General features: G+C 71.5%; 17 protein-coding genes and 1 pseudogene. 5 read left to right on the top strand and 13 right to left on the bottom strand.

All coding sequences use genetic code 11. The features are described from left to right. The first annotated feature begins 123 nt into the window (after positions 1-123). The 4 genes and pseudogenes from ACIRC0_RS01290 to ACIRC0_RS01305 form a co-directional block, all read left to right on the top strand. Positions 124-1,707, top strand: coding sequence for an alpha-amylase family glycosyl hydrolase (locus tag ACIRC0_RS01290; protein WP_403609656.1), 1,584 nt, complete (start codon positions 124-126; stop codon positions 1,705-1,707). A gap of 99 nt (positions 1,708-1,806) precedes the next feature. Further along, on the top strand, positions 1,807-2,469 hold the full coding sequence (locus tag ACIRC0_RS01295; RefSeq protein WP_403609658.1) for a protein-L-isoaspartate(D-aspartate) O-methyltransferase: 663 nt from the start codon (positions 1,807-1,809) through the stop codon (positions 2,467-2,469). 298 nt (positions 2,470-2,767) lie between these two features. After that, on the top strand, positions 2,768-3,904 hold the full coding sequence (rho, locus tag ACIRC0_RS01300) for a transcription termination factor Rho (protein ID WP_403609661.1): 1,137 nt from the start codon (positions 2,768-2,770) through the stop codon (positions 3,902-3,904). Between the two features lie 168 nt (positions 3,905-4,072). After that, a pseudogene (locus ACIRC0_RS01305) lies at positions 4,073-4,885 on the top strand (D-alanyl-D-alanine carboxypeptidase family protein); the annotation flags it as partial. A gap of 35 nt (positions 4,886-4,920) precedes the next feature. Here ACIRC0_RS01305 and ACIRC0_RS01310 read toward each other — a convergent pair. From ACIRC0_RS01310 to sigJ, 13 genes are all read right to left on the bottom strand, one after another. Continuing rightward, positions 4,921-6,291: a glycosyltransferase 87 family protein gene (locus ACIRC0_RS01310; protein WP_403609662.1), complete on the bottom strand. Its 1,371-nt coding sequence runs from the start codon at positions 6,289-6,291 to the stop codon at positions 4,921-4,923. After that, complete coding sequence (mptB, locus tag ACIRC0_RS01315) at positions 6,288-7,706, bottom strand: polyprenol phosphomannose-dependent alpha 1,6 mannosyltransferase MptB (protein ID WP_403609665.1); 1,419 nt, start codon at positions 7,704-7,706, stop codon at positions 6,288-6,290. The genes ACIRC0_RS01310 and mptB overlap by 4 nt, the downstream gene beginning before the upstream one ends. 122 nt (positions 7,707-7,828) lie before the next feature. Further along, complete coding sequence (locus ACIRC0_RS01320) at positions 7,829-8,752, bottom strand: glutaminase (protein ID WP_403609667.1); 924 nt, start codon at positions 8,750-8,752, stop codon at positions 7,829-7,831. A gap of 155 nt (positions 8,753-8,907) precedes the next feature. Then, entirely contained in the window at positions 8,908-10,320 is a 1,413-nt protein-coding gene (aspA, locus tag ACIRC0_RS01325) for an aspartate ammonia-lyase (protein WP_403609670.1), read from the bottom strand. 51 nt (positions 10,321-10,371) lie between these two features. Then, a complete protein-coding gene (locus ACIRC0_RS01330) occupies positions 10,372-11,388 on the bottom strand; it encodes an asparaginase (protein ID WP_403612626.1) in 1,017 nt (338 codons plus the stop codon). An 11-nt stretch (positions 11,389-11,399) separates the two neighbouring features. Next, a complete protein-coding gene (locus tag ACIRC0_RS01335; RefSeq protein ID WP_403609672.1) occupies positions 11,400-12,842 on the bottom strand; it encodes an amino acid permease in 1,443 nt (480 codons plus the stop codon). Beyond that, positions 12,839-13,516, bottom strand: a complete 678-nt coding sequence (locus tag ACIRC0_RS01340) for a FadR/GntR family transcriptional regulator (protein WP_403612628.1) — start codon at positions 13,514-13,516, stop codon at positions 12,839-12,841. The genes ACIRC0_RS01335 and ACIRC0_RS01340 overlap by 4 nt, the downstream gene beginning before the upstream one ends. A 200-nt stretch (positions 13,517-13,716) precedes the next feature. Beyond that, positions 13,717-14,550 carry an undecaprenyl-diphosphate phosphatase gene (locus ACIRC0_RS01345; protein WP_403609675.1) on the bottom strand — a complete coding sequence of 278 codons (834 nt, stop codon included), beginning with the start codon at positions 14,548-14,550 and terminating at the stop codon, positions 13,717-13,719. 85 nt (positions 14,551-14,635) lie between these two features. Beyond that, positions 14,636-15,010: a fluoride efflux transporter CrcB gene (crcB, locus tag ACIRC0_RS01350; protein WP_403609678.1), complete on the bottom strand. Its 375-nt coding sequence runs from the start codon at positions 15,008-15,010 to the stop codon at positions 14,636-14,638. Beyond that, positions 15,007-15,408, bottom strand: coding sequence for a DUF190 domain-containing protein (locus ACIRC0_RS01355; RefSeq protein WP_403609681.1), 402 nt, complete (start codon positions 15,406-15,408; stop codon positions 15,007-15,009). Before ACIRC0_RS01355 ends, crcB (ACIRC0_RS01350) begins: the two co-directional genes overlap by 4 nt. 34 nt (positions 15,409-15,442) lie before the next feature. Further along, a complete protein-coding gene (gene crcB / locus ACIRC0_RS01360; protein ID WP_403609683.1) occupies positions 15,443-15,919 on the bottom strand; it encodes a fluoride efflux transporter CrcB in 477 nt (158 codons plus the stop codon). Positions 15,920-16,098: 179 nt separating this feature from the next. Beyond that, positions 16,099-17,064: an SMP-30/gluconolactonase/LRE family protein gene (locus ACIRC0_RS01365; protein WP_403609686.1), complete on the bottom strand. Its 966-nt coding sequence runs from the start codon at positions 17,062-17,064 to the stop codon at positions 16,099-16,101. Positions 17,065-17,246: 182 nt separating this feature from the next. Further along, positions 17,247-18,209 carry an RNA polymerase sigma factor SigJ gene (gene sigJ, locus ACIRC0_RS01370; protein ID WP_403609689.1) on the bottom strand — a complete coding sequence of 321 codons (963 nt, stop codon included), beginning with the start codon at positions 18,207-18,209 and terminating at the stop codon, positions 17,247-17,249. Between the two features lie 169 nt (positions 18,210-18,378). On the opposite strand from sigJ, the gene ACIRC0_RS01375 reads away from it, so the two are divergent. Next, positions 18,379-18,783 (top strand): hypothetical protein, encoded by a 405-nt coding sequence (locus tag ACIRC0_RS01375; RefSeq protein WP_403609691.1) that lies wholly within the window; start codon positions 18,379-18,381, stop codon positions 18,781-18,783. Positions 18,784-18,811 lie beyond the last annotated feature (28 nt).

Here is an 18,811-nt window from a genome sequence, read left to right on the forward strand (position 1 = left end):
GCATCAGCTTAAGGCAGCGCGACCCCGGGAGGGGCTCGTCTCCGACCGTTCCATTCGGATCATCTTCGGTCAACGGCCGACGATGCCTGCGGGGCCGCCCGCCGCTCACCTAGGGTCGTCTGCATGACTTCGTTCCGTCCTGCCCCCGCCTGGCTGGCCGACGCCGTCTTCTACCAGATCTACCCGCAGTCGTTCGCCGACTCGAACGGCGACGGCATCGGTGACTTCGACGGGATCACCGAGCGCCTGGACCACCTCGCGTGGCTGGGCGTGAACACCGTGTGGCTCAACCCCTGTTTCGTCTCCCCGTTCCGCGACGCCGGGTACGACGTCGCGGACTACCTGACGGTCGCGCCCCGCTACGGCTCCGCCGACGATCTCGCCACGCTCGTCGACGAGGCGGGCCGCCGCGGCATCCGCATCCTCCTCGACCTCGTCGCCGGACACACCTCCGACGCGCACCCGTGGTTCCGGGCCTCGGCGGACGACCCGGACGACCACCGCTACATCTGGGCACCCGAGGGCCGTCCCGAGGGCTTCGTCCCCTCCCCCGGCACCCGCCCCGGCTCCTATCTGCCGAACTTCTTCGACAGCCAGCCCGCCCTCAACTTCGGCTATGCGCGGGAGGATCCGGCCGAACCCTGGCGGCAGCCGGTCGACGCGGAGGGCCCGCGTGCCAACCGGGCGGCACTGCGCGAGATCATGGACCACTGGCTGCGGTTCGGCGTCTGCGGTTTCCGCGTCGACATGGCCGCGTCCCTCGTCAAGGACGACCCGGACAGGACGGAGACGGCCGCGATCTGGACCGAGTTGCGCCACTGGCTGGACCGGGCGCACCCTCAGGCGGTGCTGCTGTCGGAGTGGGGCGACCCGGAGGTGTCCGTCCCGGCAGGCTTCCACACGGACTTCTTCCTGCACTTCGGCGGCCCCACGAACGGTCTGCCGCTGCGGTCCCTGTGGAGCAACGGCGAGGGCACGGTGAACGCGGCCTGGGACCCTCTGGACTGCTTCTTCGACCCCGGCGGCAGGGGCTCTGCGCGGCCGTTCGTGGAGGCGTACGACAAGGCGACGACGGCGCTGGCGGGCTGCGGCTTCGTCTCCCTGCCGACCGCCAACCACGACTTCTCCCGGCTCAACTGCGGCCCGCGCACGGCCGAGCAGCTCCCGGCGGCCTTCGCGTTCCAGCTGACCTGGCCGACACTGCCGGCGATCTACTACGGCGACGAGATCGGCATGCGGTACGTCCCCGGCCTGCCCGACAAGGAGGGCAGCGTCCTCGGCCCCCGCTACAACCGGGCGGGCTCCCGCACCCCGATGCAGTGGGACGAGGGCCCGAACGCCGGCTTCTCCACGGCACCCGAGGACCGCCTCTACCTCCCCCTGGATCCCTCCCCCGACCGCCCGACGGTGGCCGCGCAGCGCGCCGACGAGACCTCGCTGCTGCATCTCGTACGCCGGCTGATCGCCCTGCGCAGGACCACACCGGAGTTCGGCCCGCGCGGTGCGGTGGAGGTGTTGCACACCGGATACCCGTTCGTGTACGTCCGGGGCGGCCGGTTTCTGGTGGTCGTCAACCCCCGGAGCAGCGAGGCGAGTTACGGGTACTCCGCCACCGCTCGCGCGCTGGAGGTGTCGGGGGTGGAGCTCGCGGACGGGACGATCACGGCACGGGGGTCCGGCTACGGCATCTTCGAACTCGACGGGTAGAGGCGCCGGCTGCCCGGCGATGGGCCTCGGGGGGCCGAGAACAGCGCATCGGGGTTCGGAGCGCAGGTATACGCTGGCAGTGAGGGTGAGGTGAGCCCTGTGCACTCCGTACCCAGCAGCCCCGAAGATCTCGTGCGGGCTCTCCGATCCGCCGGGATCAGGGACGAGCGGCTGCTGGAGGCCGTGCGGACGACACCCCGGGCCCGGTTCGTGCCCGCCGCTCAGGCGGCCGCCGCCTACCGGGACACACCCGTTCCGATCGGGCAGGGGCAGGTCACCACACAGCCGTCGCTGTCCGCCGTGATGATCGAGAGCCTTGAGCTGAGCGGAAGCGAGCACGTCCTCGAGGTCGGTACCGGTCTCGGTTTCCAGACCGCGCTGCTCGCCCGGCTGGCCGGCGACGTGGTCAGCGTCGAGATGCGGCCGGACATCGCCCGGCAGGCGCGCGGCAATCTGGCCGGGCAGGGCGTGCGGAACGTGGAGTTGCGGGTCGGTGACGGCAGCGGCGGTGTGCCGGACCGCGCCCCGTACGACGCGGTGATCGTCTCGGCCGCGTTCCCGAAGGTGCCCGAGCCGCTGGTCGCACAGCTACGGCCGTCCGGCCGCCTGGTGCAACCGGTCGGGCCGGGCGGGCACGAACAGGTGGTGTGCTTCGTGCGCACCGCGTCCGGGCTGGAGCAGTGGCGGATCGTGACCGCGGCCTGCTTCGTGCGGCTGCTCGGGCGGTACGGCTTTCCGCAGGACGGCACGGATGTCACCTGAGCGCGGAACAGACCGCGTCCCGTCCGTGTTCTCCCCAGCAGAACCGCCGAGTGCTACAGTGCGGTGAGCACTTGTGTACGCCCCGTCCGGGGCGCCGGTGCCTGTTTCTCCCCGTTCGCCGTTCCGCCCGTCGTTTCGGACCGGCGCATCGGCTTTCCTTTCGCCACCTCGTCAGGCAGTGCGTCGTACGCCGTTGCCGAGGTGCCGTTCCTCGCCGTGGCGAGGCGTGATCCTGCCGCCTCCCGGCCCCTCTCCCCCCTTCTCTTCTTCTCTTCCTTCCGTTCCTGAAAGGCCGTCCATGACCACCACACTCGAACACCCCCCGATCCAGCAGGAGCGAACGCCTCAGACCGTCTCCGGAGTCCTCGACATCGACGCCGGCGGGAAGGGGCACCTGCGTGCCGAAAACTGCCTCGCCTCGCCCGCCGACCTCCCCGTACCGCCCGCGCTGATCCGCCGTCACGGGCTGCGCAAGGGCGACAGCCTCGCCGGCACCCGTACCGGGCGCTCCCTCACCGAGGTCGAGCTGGTCAACGGCCGGCCCCCGGAGGAATCACACAGCCGTCCGCACTTCCGCGACCTCACCCCGCTGCACCCGCGCGAGCGGCTGCGGCTCGAGCACCCGGCGTCGGGTCTGGGCGGACGCGTGATGGACCTTCTCTCGCCCGTCGGCAAGGGCCAGCGCGGGCTGATCGTCGCCCCGCCCAAGACCGGCAAGACCGTGCTGCTCCAGCAGATCGCCGCGGCCGTCGCCGGCAACCACCCCGAGTGCCATCTGATGGTCGTGCTGCTCGACGAGCGGCCCGAGGAGGTCACCGACATGCGGCGCTCGGTACGGGGTGAGGTGTACGCCTCCACGTTCGACCGCACGCCGAAGCAGCACATCGCGCTCGCGGAAATGGTCGTCGAGCGGGCCAAGCGACTGGTCGAGCAGGGTCAGGACGTCGTCGTCCTGCTGGACTCGCTGACCCGGCTGTGCCGGGCCCACAACAACGCGGCCTCCTCCGGTGGCCGCACCCTCAGCGGCGGCGTCGACGCGTCCGCCCTGCACGGCCCGAAGCGCTTCTTCGGCGCCGCCCGTCTGGCCGAGGAGGGCGGCTCGCTCACCATCCTGGCCACCGCCCTGGTGGAGACCGGCTCCCGGGCCGACGAGTTCTTCTTCGAGGAGCTGAAGAGCACCGGCAACATGGAGCTGCGCCTCGACCGCGCCCTGGCCGCCCGACGCATCCACCCGGCCGTCGACATCGCGGCGTCCGGCACCCGGCGTGAGGAACTCCTGCTGCCCCCGGGCGAGTTGGCGGCCGTACGAGGACTGCGGCGCGCCCTGCAGTCACAGGGGCAGCCCGCCGTGGAGACCCTGCTGGAGCGGTTGCGGGCGACGCCCGACAACGCGGCGTTCCTGCGCCAGGTCCAGCCCACACTGCCGGCCGGCTGATCCCTCCGGCCGGACACGCTCCGGCGTCAGGCATCCGGGTGCACGATCCCCCCACTCGGCTCACGCCGACCGGGCGGACGCGCGCTCACCGTTCCTACGGTGTCCGGTATGAGCATCGGATTCTCCTCTCGCGCCCTCCTCTCCTGCTGCGCTCTCTGCGCGGTGGGCATGTCGGCCCTCGCGCCGCTGCCCGCCGCCGCTCTGACGGGCACCGGCGCCGGCGCTCCCGGGCCCGCCGCGTCGCAGTCGCCGCTCCTGTACGGGCCCGGCACTCAGGTGCGGCCACGCGCGGGAGCCCCCGAGGTGCCGTATGTGTCGGCGCTGTCGTGGCTGGTGGCCGACGCCGACACCGGTGATGTGCTCGCCGCACACGACGCGCACCGCCCACTGCCGCCCGCGAGCACCCTCAAGACCCTGTTCGCGCTCACCGTGCTGCCGGCGCTGCCCGCCGGCACGCGGCACACCGTCAGGGAGCGGGAGCTGGCGGGCATCGGGCCCGGCAGCAGCCTCGTCGGGATCAAGGAGGGCCTCACCTACCGGGTGAGCGACCTGTGGAAGGGAGTCTTCCTGCACTCCGGCAACGACGCGGTGCATGTGCTGGCCGCGCTCAACGGCGGCGTGGAGACCACGGTCCGCCGGATGCAGGCCAAGGCCCGGCAACTGGGCGCCTTCGACACCCAGGTGGTCTCGCCGGACGGCTACGACGCCCCCGGGCAGGTGTCGTCGGCGTACGACCTCGCGGTGTTCGGGAGGGCCGGGCTGCGCAATCCGGACTTCGCCCGGTACTGCTCCCTTGCGGAGTCGACGTTCCCAGGCGAGGGCGCGTCGTACGGGATCCGCAACACCAACCGGCTGCTGACCGGCGCCGACGGCGTCGAACGCTACCCGGGGCTGATCGGCATCAAGAACGGCTACACCAGCAACGCGGGCAACACCCTCGTGGCCGCGGCCCGCCACGGCGGGCGCACCCTCGTGGTGACCGTGATGAACCCTCAGGAGGGCGGTGGGCTCACGGTCTACGAGGAGGCCCGCTCGCTGCTCGACTGGGGCTTCGACGCCGCCGGGCGGGTCGCGCCGGTCGGCTCGCTGCTGCCCGAGGGCTCGGGCGTGGCGGGCTCCGGTCCCACCGCGCTGCCGACGACGACCCCCCGCAAGGAGGACGAAGACCCGTCCGACTGGCCGGAGGCGGCGACACTGGCGAGCGCCGTCGGTCTGGGGACGGGCGCGGCGGTCGCGCTGGCGCTGCGGCTGCTGGGCAGACGCCCGGAGCGGGACTGACCGACCGGCAGCCCGAGCAGCAGGCCGAGGGTGATCCATGTGTAGGTGTTGCTGCCGAGGAAGCCGTCGATCCCGGACGCGTCGTCGAACCACAGCCACACCACGCTGGTGCACAGCACCGCGTACAGGGCGGCCGCGGTCCGCAGCCGGCGTGCGTGCACCAGCACCGCGAAGGAGGGCAGCAGCCACACCAGATGGTGCACCCAGGTGATCGGGGAGACCAGGCAGGCGACGAGCCCGGTGAGGGCGAAGGCCGCCCGCCAGTCCCCGGCGCGCAGCGCCCGGTGCGTGCGCCAGGCCCACACCGTGAGGACCAGGACGACGGCCAGCGCCCAGGCGGCCCGGCTCGGGTCGTCCGGCGCCGATAGCCGGGCGAGGACACCCTGCAGGGACTGGTTGGAGACGTAGTCGAGGCGGCCGACGCGGGTGGTGTCCCAGACGGCGCTGGTCCAGTAGAAGCGGGAGGCGTCCGGCGCCGCCCACGCCGGGAACAGGGTGGCGGCCCCCGCGACGGCGGTGGCGACGGCGGCGGCCCGCCATCTGCGGGCGAGCAGCAGCAGAGCGATGAACACCGCCGGGGTGAGCTTGACGGCCGCCGCGAGTCCGATACCGGCCCCCGCCCAGCGCCCGCGCCCGGTGGACAGCAGCCAGGCGTCGGCGAGCACGAGCGCCAGCAGCAGGAGGTTGACCTGCCCGAAGCTGAAGGTGTCCCGGACGGGTTCGAACAGGGCCAGCGCGCAGGCGGCCAGGCCCCAGCCGAACCAGCCGTAGCGGCCCAGCTCCCGGCCGAGGAGGATCCACACCACGGCGGCGAGGGCGGCCAGGTTGAACAGCAGGGCGAGCGCGATCGCCGTGTGCAGGCCGACGAACGCCATCGGCAGCATGCACAGCGCGGCGAACGGCGGATAGGTGAAGCCGTACGTCGTGCCCGGCACCCGGTAGTCGTAGACGTGGCCGCCGTAGTGGATCCAGGCGTTCACGGTCCCGTAGTAGACCTTCAGGTCGAACCAGCCGCGCAACAGCGGCACGGTGGCGGTGAAGACGGTCACGGCGGCGGTGAGACCGAGGACGAGGGCGAGCCGTCCCTTCTCGGTGCTCGGCGGTCTCACGCGGTCCGTCCCAGTACGGGTGTCTGGGCCGCCTGGTGCGCCTGCCACAGCACCACCACGGCGAGCAGGCCGCCGGAGACGGCCAGCACCACCTGGGCGAGGTCGGGCGGGCCGCCGCTCGGCAGCACGGCGAGCGCGAGGACGGCGGTGGCGGCGGCCACCCGGTGGCGTACCAAGGTGCTGGGGGCCGCTGCGGCGATGAGGAACAGTCCCCACAGGGCGTACCAGGGGCGGATGGCCGGGCCGAGGACGGCGACGACGGCGAGGCTCAGGCCGAGCGCGTAGACCGGGGCGGGCCGCAGCTTCACCCAGATGACCAGCACGGTGATGGCGGTCGCGGCGACCCCGACCGCGTGCCAGGCCGGTTCCGCGACGGGCGCGAGGTCGCTGCCGAGACCGTCGAGCATCCGGCCCGTGACCCGGCCGAGGACGCTGGTGGGTGACCAGTTGTGCGGGGAGACGGGTGTCTTCAGGGCCGCTATCCAGCCGTACCCGGTCCCGGCGACGGCGGTGGCCGCGGCGGTCGTGGCGAGCGCGACCACCGTGGTCGTCACCGTCGCCCGGACGACACCGACGTCCCGGCGCAGCACGATCACGGCGAGCAGGCCGAGCGCGGCGGGGGCCTTGACCAGGGCGGCGAGCGTGACCAGGACGACGCCGAGGACGTGCAGCCGGCCGCGGGCGGCTAGTGACTGACTGGAACTCCAGACAGTCACCAGCAAGCCCATGCCGAGCAGGCCGAGCATGATGGCGTCGTTGTGGGCGCCGGCGACCAGGTGCAGCAGGACGAGCGGGTTGAGGGCGCCGAGCCACAGCGCGGCGGCCGGGTCGGCGCCGCAGTGCCTGGCGAGCCGTGGCAGCGCGAACGCCATCAGGGCCACGCCGAGCAGCGCGACCAGCCGCATGCCGAGCAGCCCGGCCGGCAGCTCGCCGCGGGTCGGTCCGGACAGCGCGGAGGCGACGAGGAGGAAGACCGGACCGTAGGGGGCCGCGGTGTCCCGCCACACCGGAGCCACCTCGTCCGCCAGCGGACCGCCGAGCTGGGCGGGCCCGTGGGCGTAGACGTCGAGGTGGGCGTGGACCATGGCGCCCTGGGCGAGGTAGCTGTAGACGTCCCGGCTGAACAGCGGCGGGGCCAGCAGCAGCGGTGCCGCCCAGGTGGCGAGGACGAGCAGCAGGGTCCGCGGCGTCGGCGGTTCGGGGCCGCGGATCACCCGGCCGAGCAGTGCCCAGGCGGCGATCAGCAGGACGACACCGAAGTACACCCCCACCAGCCCGAGCGCGGCGCGCCCGGACTCCGGGGAGACCAGATCCTCGACCGGCAGGGCCCCGGCGGTCTCACCGCCCAGTGCGAGAAAGGCGGTACCGGCCAGACCGAGCGCCTGGCAGCGGCGGAGATCGACGGGGAAAGCCATGGCCAACACTCGGGAAGCGTGTCAACACCGGGTGGCCGGAAAGCAACGTCCGTCTCTCGCGCGGGCGGCCTGCTTGTGACCGCCGCGTGATCGACGGGCACAGGGGGGCACGGAAGTCCCGGTCAGAACACGGACAACCCGGTCAGCGTGGTGAAGCGGTCGAGTGCCGCGACGCCCGCGACGGAGTTGCCGCGCTCGTCGAGGCCGGGGCTCCATACGCACAGGGTGCAGCGGCCGGGCACGACCGCGATGATGCCGCCGCCGACGCCGCTCTTGCCGGGCAGGCCGACCCGGTAGGCGAAGTCGCCCGCCGCGTCGTACGTGCCGCAGGTCAGCATCACCGCGTTGACCTGCTTGGCCTGGCTGCGGGTCAGCAGCCGGGTGCCGTCGGCGCGGATGCCGTGCCGGGCCAGGAAGCCGGTGGCGAGGGCGAGGTCGGCGCAGGACGCGGTGAGGGAGCACTGCCGGAAGTACTGCTCGAGCAGCACCGGCACGGGGTTGCCGATGTTGCCGTAGGACGCCATGAAATGGCCGAGGGCGGCGTTGCGGTCGCCGTGCGCGGCCTCGGAGGCGGCGACCTCCGTATCGAAGCAGAGCCCGGGGTTGCCGCTCTCGGCGCGCAGGAAGTCGAGCAGGGTGCCGGCCGCGTCACCCGTACGGGTGTGCAGCCGGTCGGTGACGACGAGGGCTCCCGCGTTGATGAAGGGATTGCGCGGGATGCCGTTCTCGTACTCCAGTTGGACCAGCGAGTTGAACGGGTTGCCGGACGGCTCCCGGCCCACGTGCTCCCACAGCGCGTCACCCTCGCGGGCGAGGTCGAGGGCGAGGGTGAAGACCTTGGTGATGGACTGGGTGGAGAACGGCTCCCGCCACTCCCCCACCCCGTAGACCGTGCCGTCCAGTTCGGCGACGGCCATGCCGAAGCGGCGCGGGTCCAGGGCGGCGAGCGCCGGTATGTAGTCGGCGGCCCGGCCGCGACCGGGGCGCTGCTCCATCTCTTCGGCGATACGTTCCAGCACGGGCTGGAAGTTCAGCGACGGGGCCATGGTCACCATCGTGCCGCCCCCTGCGACGGACCGCTCACCTGACGTACCTCGTGATCATGCGCTGGATCCTATGACGCGGCCGGGGCTGCTCCACCCGGCAGGGCGGCGGACACGGCCGCCGCCCCCAGGTGCCTGCTCCCTGCTCACCGGGAAGGTCAGACCTCCGGGGAGCCGCTGCCCGCGACCACCTCGGGCCGCAGCAGGGCCTGCAGCCGCTCGGCGGGCAACAGGCCCTTCTCCAGGACGAGTTCGGCGACGCCGCGCCCGGTGGCGAGGGCCTCCTTGGCGATGCCGGTGGCCGCCTCGTAGCCGATGTACGGGTTGAGTGCGGTGACCAGGCCGATGGAGTTCTCCACGGCCGCCCGCAGTTCCTTCTCGTTGGCCGTGATCCCGGAGACGCACCGCTCGGCGAGGGTGAGGCAGGCGCGCTCCAGATGCGTGATGCTCTCGGAGAGGGAGTGGAGGATGACCGGTTCGAAGGCGTTGAGCTGGAGCTGGCCGGCCTCGGCGGCCATGGTGATGGTGACGTCGTTGCCGATCACCTCGAAGGCGACCTGGTTGACGACCTCCGGGATCACCGGGTTGACCTTGCCGGGCATGATGCTCGAACCGGCCTGCACCGGCGGCAGGTTGATCTCGTTCAGGCCCGCCCTCGGTCCGGACGACAGCAGGCGCAGGTCGTTGCAGCTCTTGGAGAGCTTGACCGCGATCCGCTTCAGCACACCGGACATCTGCACGAACGCGCCGCAGTCCTGGGTGGCCTCGACCAGGTTGGCGGCGGTCACCAGCGGCAGGCCGGTGATCTGCGAGAGGTGGCGGCGCGCGGACTCGGCGTATCCGGCCGGGGCGTTGAGGCCGGTGCCGATCGCGGTGGCGCCGAGGTTGATCTCGTGGATCAGCTCGACGGCCTCCGCGAGCCGGCTGCGGTCCTCCTCCAGCATGACCGCGTACGCCGAGAACTCCTGCCCCAGCGTCATCGGCACCGCGTCCTGCAGCTGGGTGCGGCCCATCTTCAGCACGTCGCGGAACTCGACCGCCTTGGCCGCGAAGGCGTCCTGGAGCACGGTCATCGCCCTGAGCAGGCCACGCACCGCGTAGACGGTCGCGATCTTGACTGCGGTCGGGTAGACGTCGTTGGTGGACTGGCCGAGGTTGACGTCCTCGTTGGGGTGCAGGTGCCGGTACTCGCCCCTGGCGTGCCCCAGCAGCTCCAGCGCCCGGTTGGCGACGACCTCGTTGGCGTTCATGTTGGTCGAGGTGCCCGCACCGCCCTGGATGACGTCGACCACGAACTGGTCGTGCAGCTTGCCCTCGCGGATCTCTCGGCAGGCCTCCACGATGGCGGCGGCCTTCCTCGGCTCCAGCAGGCCGAGTTCCTCGTTGGCCAGAGCCGCGGCCTCCTTGACGGCGGCCAGGGCGTCGATCAGGTGCGGGTAGGCGGAGATCGGCGTCCCCGTGATGGGGAAGTTCTCCCTGGCGCGCAGGGTGTGGATGCCCCAGTACGCCTCGGCGGGTACGTCGCGGTGGCCGAGCAGGTCGTGTTCGCTGCGGTGGGCTGCGGCGGTCATGGCAGTGCGGGCCCTCTTTCGGAGGTGGACGAAGCGAGGTGGACGAGTCGGTCAGACGCGGGTCCGGGGGGTGACGGGGTCGAGGGCGCGGACCGGCCGGACGCTGCCGACGGGTTCGCCGCCGCCGAGCAGCGGCTCGCCCGCGAACTCGGTGAGCGCCGCCGGGTCGACGCCGGCGCGGGCCAGAGCCGCGGCGGCGACCGGGATCCGTGCCCGGTTCGCCCCGTCGGCGATCTTCACGGCGACGGCACGGCCGTCGGGCAGCGCGGCGAACTGGACGCCCTCGAAGCCGTCCTTGGCGAGGAGCCCGGGCACGGCCCGCATCAGCGCGGCGACGTCGCGCCCGGAGCCGGAGGCCATCTCGGCGTGCTCGCGCACCGCATCCGCCACCCGCGCCTCCGGGGTGCCGGCCGGCGCGGTGGTGATGCGGGCCGCCGCACGGGCGAGCCCGTGCAGCGAGACGGAGAACAGCGGCGCGCCGCAGCCGTCGACGGTCACCCGGGCGATCGCCTGGCCGGTGAGGTCCTCGACGATCTCGGCGATGGCCTGCTGGAGGGGGTGGGCCGGGTCGAGATAGTCCTCCAGCGGCCAGCCGTTGAGCCTGCAGGTGTACAGCATGGCCGCGTGCTTGCCGGAGCAGTTCTGGGCGAGCCGGGAGGGCGGGCGGCCCTCCCGGATCCAGTCGTCGCGCACGACCGGGTCGTACGGCAGGTCCGGGATGTTGCCGAGGTCGTCCTCGGTGACACCGGCCAGCTCCAGGATCCGCCGGGTGCCGGCCAGGTGCCGTTCCTCGCCGGAGTGGCTGGCCGCGGTCAGCGACAGCAGCTCCCCGTCGAGCGGAAGCCCGGCGCGCACCATGGCCACCGCCTGCACGGGCTTGAGGGCCGAGCGCGGGTAGAAGGCGGCCTCGATGTCACCGAGTTGCAGCTCCACTCCGCCGTCGGCGCCGAGGACGACGACCGAGCCGTAGTGGATGCCTTCGACGACGCCACCCCGGAGGAGGTGGGCGATCGGTGCGTGCAGGGGCTCCCGGATCACAGGAGCCTCGGCGACCGGACTTCCGTACAACACTGCGTGGTTCACACATTCACCTTGGGGGACTTACTGCGGCCGACCCGGCCGCGGACGCCGAACCAGCCGGCGACGAGGGCGGCGACGATCAGCGGCAGGCACAGCACGGTGGTGCGGCCCGCGCCGCCGTCGGCGTACATCAGGACGAACACGGAGGCGAGGAAGCCGAGTGTGACGATCTCGGTCCACGGGGAGCCGGGCAGGCGGTAGCCGGGGCGCGACAGTTCGCCCCTCTGCGTCTTCCGCCAGAAGAGCAGGTGACAGAGCATGATCATGCCCCAGGTGGACAGGATGCCGATCGCCGCGAAGTTGAGCACGATCTCGAACGCGTCCGCCGGGACCACGAAGTTGAGCCCGACGCCGAGGACACACATCCCGCTGGTGAGCAGGATGCCGCCGTACGGGACCTGGCTGCGGCTCATCACGCTCGTGAACCTGGGCGCCGAGCCCGACATGGCCATGGAGCGCAGGATGCGGCCGGTGGAGTACAGGCCGGAGTTGAGCGAGGACATGGCCGCGGTGAGGACTACGAGGTTCATCACGCCGCCGGCTGCCGGGACGCCGATGTTGGACAGGACCGTGACGAAGGGGCTCTCGCCGGCGGAGTACTTGTTCCAGGGCAGCAGCATCGAGAGCAGGAGCACCGAGCCGACGTAGAACAGGCCGACGCGCCACATGATCGAGTTGATCGCCCTCGGCATGATCTTCTCGGGGTTCTCGGTCTCGCCCGCGGCGACGCCGACCAGTTCCACGGAGGCGTAGGCGAAGACGACGCCCTGGATGATCAGCAGCATCGGCAGCAGACCGTTGGGGAAGACGCCGCCGTGGTCGGTGATCAGGGACGGGCCGGGGGTGCTGCCGTCGACCTTGTGCTGGGTGACCAGCAGGAAGATGGCGATCGCCATGAAGACCACGAGCGCGCCGACCTTGACGATGGCGAACCAGAACTCCAGTTCGCCGAAGATCCTCACCGAGATCAGGTTCACCGTGAGGACCACGGCCAGGGCTATGAGCGCGATCACCCACTGCGGGATGTCGGAGAACAGGCCCCAGTAGTGGGTGTAGGTGGCCACGGCGGTGATGTCGGCGATGCCGGTGGTCGCCCAGTTGAGGAAGTACATCCAGCCTGCGGTGTACGCGCCCTTCTCGCCGAGGAATTCACGGGCGTACGACACGAAGGCGCCGGACGACGGCCGGTACAGGACGAGTTCGCCGAGCGCGCGCACCACCAGGAACGCGAAGACGCCGCAGACCGCGTACGCGACGAAGAGGGAGGGGCCGGCGTCGGCGAGGCGGCCGCCGGCGCCGAGGAAGAGGCCGGTGCCGATGGCCCCGCCGATGGCGATCATGTTGACGTGCCGGGACTTCAGGGACTTGCGGTAGCCCGCGTCTCCGGCGTCGACGTGACCGGACGATGGGCGCGTCTCTTCTTTGAGGTGCTGTTCGCTCACGCCTCTGGTCCGCCTTCCATGGGGAGATCCGTGCGCCGGGGGCGCAGGATGTCGGTGAGGGTCGTCTCGACGCGGTCGATGTGGTGGGCCATGGCCGCCACCGCGTCGTCTTCGGAACCGTCCATCAGCGCCTCGACGATCGCCCGGTGCTCCCGGTTGGACTGCTCGCGCCGGCCGCCCAGTTCGTTGAGGAAGGCCGACTGACGCGCCAGTGCGTCGCGGATCTCCTCGATGACCCGGCGGAAGACCGGGTTCTGGGCGGCCTCGGCCACGGCGAGGTGGAAGAGGGTGTCCATCGCGACCCACGCGGTGGTGTCCGTCTCCCGCTCCATCCGGTCCAGCAGATGGGCCAGGTGGTCCAGGTTCTCCGGGGTGCGGCGCAGCGCCGCGTACCCGGCGACCGGGATCTCGATGTGACGGCGCACCTCCAGCAGGTCGCTCGCCGCGTAGTCGCCGAAGGTCGGGTCCTCGACCGCGTTGGCGACGACGAAGGTGCCCTTGCCGGTCCGCGAGACGGTCAGCCCCATCGTCTGCAGGGCCCGCAGGGCCTCGCGCAGCACGGGGCGGCTGACCTCGAGGGTGCGGCACAGCTCGGCCTCGGAGGGGAGCTTGTCACCGATCGCGTACTCGCCGCGCTCGATGGCGCCGCGGAGGTGGGTGAGGACCGCTTCCATCGCGCTGACGCGCCGCGGCCCCGGACCACCTGTCTGGCTGTCTGACAGGTTCACGGGGGTTGATCCTCCGGGTTACGGGACGGGACTGTCAAGGGGCGGAGTAAGGAAACTTTCAAGGGGCCGGGGCGCCTGAATATCGGCTTCCCGACCCCCCGATGATCAGCGGTGATGGCTCGTGGGCTGCTTCCAGGACGGCCCGGTCAGCTGAGTACGCCCGTCGCGAGCAGGCCGAGGAGCGCCACGCCGACCACGATCCGGTAGATCACGAAGGCGTTGAAGGAGTGCTTGGCGACGTACTTCAGCAGCCACGCGATCGAGGCGTAGGCGACCACGAACGACACGACCGTACCGACGGCGAGCGGCGCGGCGCCCACGCCCGTGCCCAGGGCGTCCTTCAGCTCGTAGAGGCCGGCGCCGGTGAGGGCCGGGATGCCCAGGAAGAAGGAGAGGCGGGTGGCGGCCACCCGGTCGAGGTCGAGGATCAGCGCGGTCGACATGGTGGCGCCGGAGCGGGAGAAGCCCGGGAAGAGAAGGGCGAGGATCTGCGAACTGCCGACCAGCATCGCGTCCTTGAACGAGGTGTCGTCCTCACCGCGCTTGTGCCGGCCCATCTGGTCCGCGCACCACATCACGCCGCTGCCGACGATCAGCGAGCCGGCCACCACCCACAGCGAGGCGAGCGGCCCGTCGATGAGCGGCTTGGCGGCCAGGCCGACCAGGACGATCGGGATCGTCGCGGCGATGACCCACCAGGCGAACTTGTAGTCGTGGTGATACCGCTCCTGCTTGTTGAACAGGCCCCGGAACCAGGCGGAGACGATCCGCACGATGTCCTTGAGGAAGTACAGGAGCACGGCCGCGATCGCGCCGACCTGGATGACGGCCGAGAAACCGACGACGGCCTGGTCGTCGACCGGGATCCCCATCAGCCCCTCAGTGATCTTGAGATGGCCGGTCGAGGACACGGGGAGGAATTCGGTCAATCCCTCGACGACTCCGAGGACGGCGGCCTGACCGACGTTGATGACGCTCATGGGATCCAGTTCTGAGGAGTTGGTCGACAGTGCTGTAGACGGTGGTGCTGGGGAATTTGTACTACGCGCGGGTGACGGCCACCGACTAGGGCCACACGGCCTGGGCGAGCGAAACCCCGGCAAAAGCCGCACCGAGGCCCGCCGTCACGCTCGCGACGACGTTGAGGGCAGCGTAGAACCCCGAGCCCGTCTGGGTAAGCCGCAGGGTCTCGTACGAGAACGTCGAGTACGTCGTCAGCGCCCCGCACAGGCCCGTACCGAGCAGGAGCTGAAGGTGCGGCGAGGCATGGCCGGCCGCGGCGGCGCCGGTCAGCAGGCCGAGGACGAGGCAGCCCGTGACGTTGACCACCAGGGTGCCCCAGGGAAAGACCGTGTCGTGCTTGAGCTGCACCGCGCGGTCGGTGAGGTAGCGCAAGGGTGCGCCGATCACGGCGCCGAGGATCACCAGCAGCCAATTCACAACGAGTTCTCACCTGTCCCCTCGTCCGGTTTCCCCGTGTCCGGTTCCCCCCGCCCGGTTTCCCCGCGTCCGGCGTACCGGATGACCTCGCAGTCGTCGAGCGTCACGAGTCCTTCCGTGACGAGTTCGTCGAGCTGGGGCAGGAAGGCACGGACGTGCTCCTCCGTGTCGACGATCACCACGGCGACGGGCAGGTCCTCGCTCAGCGACAGCAGCCTCGAGGTGTGGATCAGCGACGAGGCGCCGAAGCCCTCGATGCCGCGGAAGACGCTCGCGCCCGCGAGACCCGCGGCATGCGCCCGGTGCACGATCTCGCTGTAGAGGGGCTTGTGGTGCCATGTGTCGTGCTCGCCGATGAAGACGGTCAGCCTGAGGGCCCTGCCGGTCAGTCGTGTCATGGCCGCCTCCGCGGGCGCCGGTCGGTGGTGTCGTTCATCGCTGCCGCCACGCCAGGACGCGACGGACGGCCGTCATCGCGAGCCAGACCGAGGCGAGGGCCCCGAGAAGCGTCGCGAACAGATACGCGAGTGCGGTACGCGGATGGCCCGCGTCGACCAGCCTCTGGATGTCGACGGCGTACGTCGAGAAGGTGGTGAAGCCGCCGAGCACGCCGGTGCCGAAGAAGGGCCGCACCAGCCGGTGGGCCGCCCACACATCGGTGATCACGACCATGAAGACGCCGATCACGGCACACCCGACGAGGTTGACACCGAAGGTGGTCCACGGGAATCCCCCGGTCCGTACGGTCCACAGCAGCGAGGCGCCGTAGCGGGTCGTGGCGCCGATGGCGCCGCCGAGGGCGACGACCACGACGACGGGTCCCTGCCCGTGCCAGGGGGACGGCCGCCGCGGCGGTTCGGGCGATGCGGCACCGGTGGTGTCGGCGCTCTTGGGGTGCGGGACTGACATGGACGTACTTCTCCTACTCGCCGGGGCCCTGCCGGACGGGCACGCTCATCGCAAGTAGGGACCGTTGGCGGCGGCACTGCCGCGGTTCGGGTACGGCGGGCCCCACCGCCGCGCCGCGGGACATGATCGCGGCCGGGGAACAGATTACCGCTGGGCACGGTGGCCGCGCACACGCGGGGTCAGCGGGCGTCGGCGGGCAGCTCGCACACGGCGATGCCGCGTTCCCAGACGCTGCCGAGGACCAGCCGGCCGTCGGCGACGCAGGCGCTGGTGGACATGCGGAAGCCGGAGGGGCGGTGGACGAGATGCCGTCGGACCCGGCCGTCGTCGTCGACCGCGAGGGCGCCGGCCATGGCCGCCGGGCGGTACGGGGCCCGCACCGCGAGCCGGGCGGCGGCGCGACGCACGGGCGGGGCGGCGCGGTGCAGCAGGTCCAGGGCGGGAACGTGCGGTCCGGCGAGGCCCACCCAGATCGGACCGTCGGGTCCTTCGCGCCAGAGGTTGTCCGGCAGGCCCGGGAGGTCCTCGGCGAAGGGTTCGGCGTGGCCGGAGCGCGGCCCGGTCAGCCAGTAGCGGGTGAGACGGCGGGCCCCGGTCTCGGCGACGACGAGGAAGGACTCGTCCCCGGCCGGGGCGAGACCGTTGGCGAACTGCAGCCCCTCCAGGAGCACCTCGGGTTCCCCGGCGCCGGGAGCGAGGCGCAGCAGCCGTCCCGTCGCGGTGTGCTCGGCGATGTCGCCGATCCACTGCTCGAAGGGGTAGCGGCGGCTGGACACGGTGAAGCAGACCGTGCCGTCGGACAGGGCGACGACGTTGCTGCAGAACCGCAGGGGCTCCCCCGCCACCGAGTCGGCCAGCACGCGTACGGTGCCGTCGTCGAGGGCGACGCGCAGCAGTCCCCGATGGGCGTCGCAGACCAACAGGTCGCCGTCCGGAAGGAGTTCGAGGCCCAGGGGCCGGCCTCCGGTCCCGGCGAGCACCTCGACGCGGGTGCGGTCCGGGTCGGCGAGCCCGTCGAGCCGCAGGATGCGGCCGTCTTCCACACCGGTCAGGACGCGACCGTCTGCGTCGGCTGTGACGTCCTCGGGCCCGCGCCCGCCGAGGTCCACGTACCGGATCGGGACAAGTGCCTCGGGTCGGTCCATGTGCGCCTGCCTTCCCTGTCGAGGACGGTCCATGCTCGCAGCGGGTACCGGCGGTGCCGCTCTCCTTCCGGAGATGCATCGAACTCCGGAACATACAGCGAGAGTTGGACCACTCTGCGTGTTCCCCACCATACGAGAACGACCGCGGTGGTCGTCTGCCGGCGCATACCGCGTGATCGGATTCAAGACGCCGGGTCAGCCTGCACGTTCTCGGTCCACGGGCGGAGTTTCTCCGGGTTGCGGACCGCCCAGATGCGAGTGATGCGGCCGTAGGTGAGGCTGAACGCCGCCACGGTCACGGTGACGCCGGCATGCTGGGCGACCAGACCCGGAAGGCCGTTGACCGTCCGCTCCAGGAGCGTCAGTCCAGGGGCCTTGCCGGCGATGTGGATCAGGTACTGGGCGATGCGCTCGCTGCCCTCGACCGGGCGGAGGACGGCGCCGACCATTCCGCCACCGTCGGCGATCATCGTGGCGTCGGGGTCGAGCAGGTCGACGAGGGCCTCGATGTCCCTGGCCTCCCACGCCTCTTTGAAGTTCCGCACCAGACCGGCCTGCCCGGCCGCCGGAACCACCGGAGCCTGCGCGGCGCGCACGCGTCGACGGGCCGAGGACGCCAGCTGCCGACAGGCCACCGGCGTCCGGCCGACGATCTCGGCGACCTCGGCGAAGGGGTACCGGAAGACGTCGTGCAGTATGAACGCCACGCGTTCGGCCGGCGTCATCGACTCCAGCACGACGAGGAACGCCATGTTCACCGACTCGTCCAAGGTGACCCAGTCGGCGGGATCGGCCGGCTCGGCCCCGCCGCCGGCCGGCCCGGTGATCCACTCCGTACGGTCGGGCAGCGGCTCGGGTATCCATTCGCCGACGTAGCGCTCGCGCCGGACCCGCGCCGAGCCGAGCAGGTCCAGGCAGATACGGGTGGCCACCGTCGTCATCCAGGCGCCTGGCGACTCGACGGCCTCCTGCCGTTCCCGGGACATCGCGTACCAGCGGGCGTAGGTCTCCTGCACGGCGTCCTCGGCCTCGGCCAGCGAACCGAGCAGCCGGTAGGCGAGATTGATCAGCTGGCGTCGCTCGCCGACGATCGCGCTCAGGTCCGGCTCGGACCGGTCATGACCTGGCTCGGATGGGGTGCTCATGGTCGCGACCGCTCCCTGGTTCTCTTCGTCCGCTTCGCCTCTCCCCCTTCGACGAAACACCGCACCGGAGTGTGAGGCCGGCGCTCGCCTCACATTTCACGGGCCTACGTCGTCGAACCACCGAGACACTACCGACCCACCGCCGCAAGGCAGAAGAGGGGACCGCGCCATGGCCACACAGACGACCGCAGAGCAGCGCAGCCTCACGTTCCTCCAGGTCTCGGTCGCCCTGCAGACCTTGGCCATCTTCTTCCAGGCGGTCACCGCCGGAGTGCTGTTGTCCTCGTCCCACGGCGAGGTATTGCACAGCGTCGGAGCACGCGTGATGTACGGCGCATCGATGCTGTACGTGCTCGCCGCGATCCTGGCGTGGCGGCCGGGCGGCGGCACGCCCCGCCCGATCCTGTACGCGTCCGGGTTCCTGGTACTCGCGTCGGTGCAGGTGGTGCTGGGCATCGCGCACGTGCCGTCGCTCCATGTGCCTCTGGGCGTCCTGATGTTCGGCCTGAGTGTGCTGGCGCTCGGCCAGGTGCTGACCGCCCACTTGCCGGAGCGCTCCGGCACCCGGTCGTAACCGCCGCGCACGCGCTACCTGGCCGTCC

It is taken from the genome of Streptomyces sp. NPDC093984 (assembly GCF_044764595.1).
Taxonomy (GTDB): domain Bacteria; phylum Actinomycetota; class Actinomycetes; order Streptomycetales; family Streptomycetaceae; genus Streptomyces; species Streptomyces cynarae.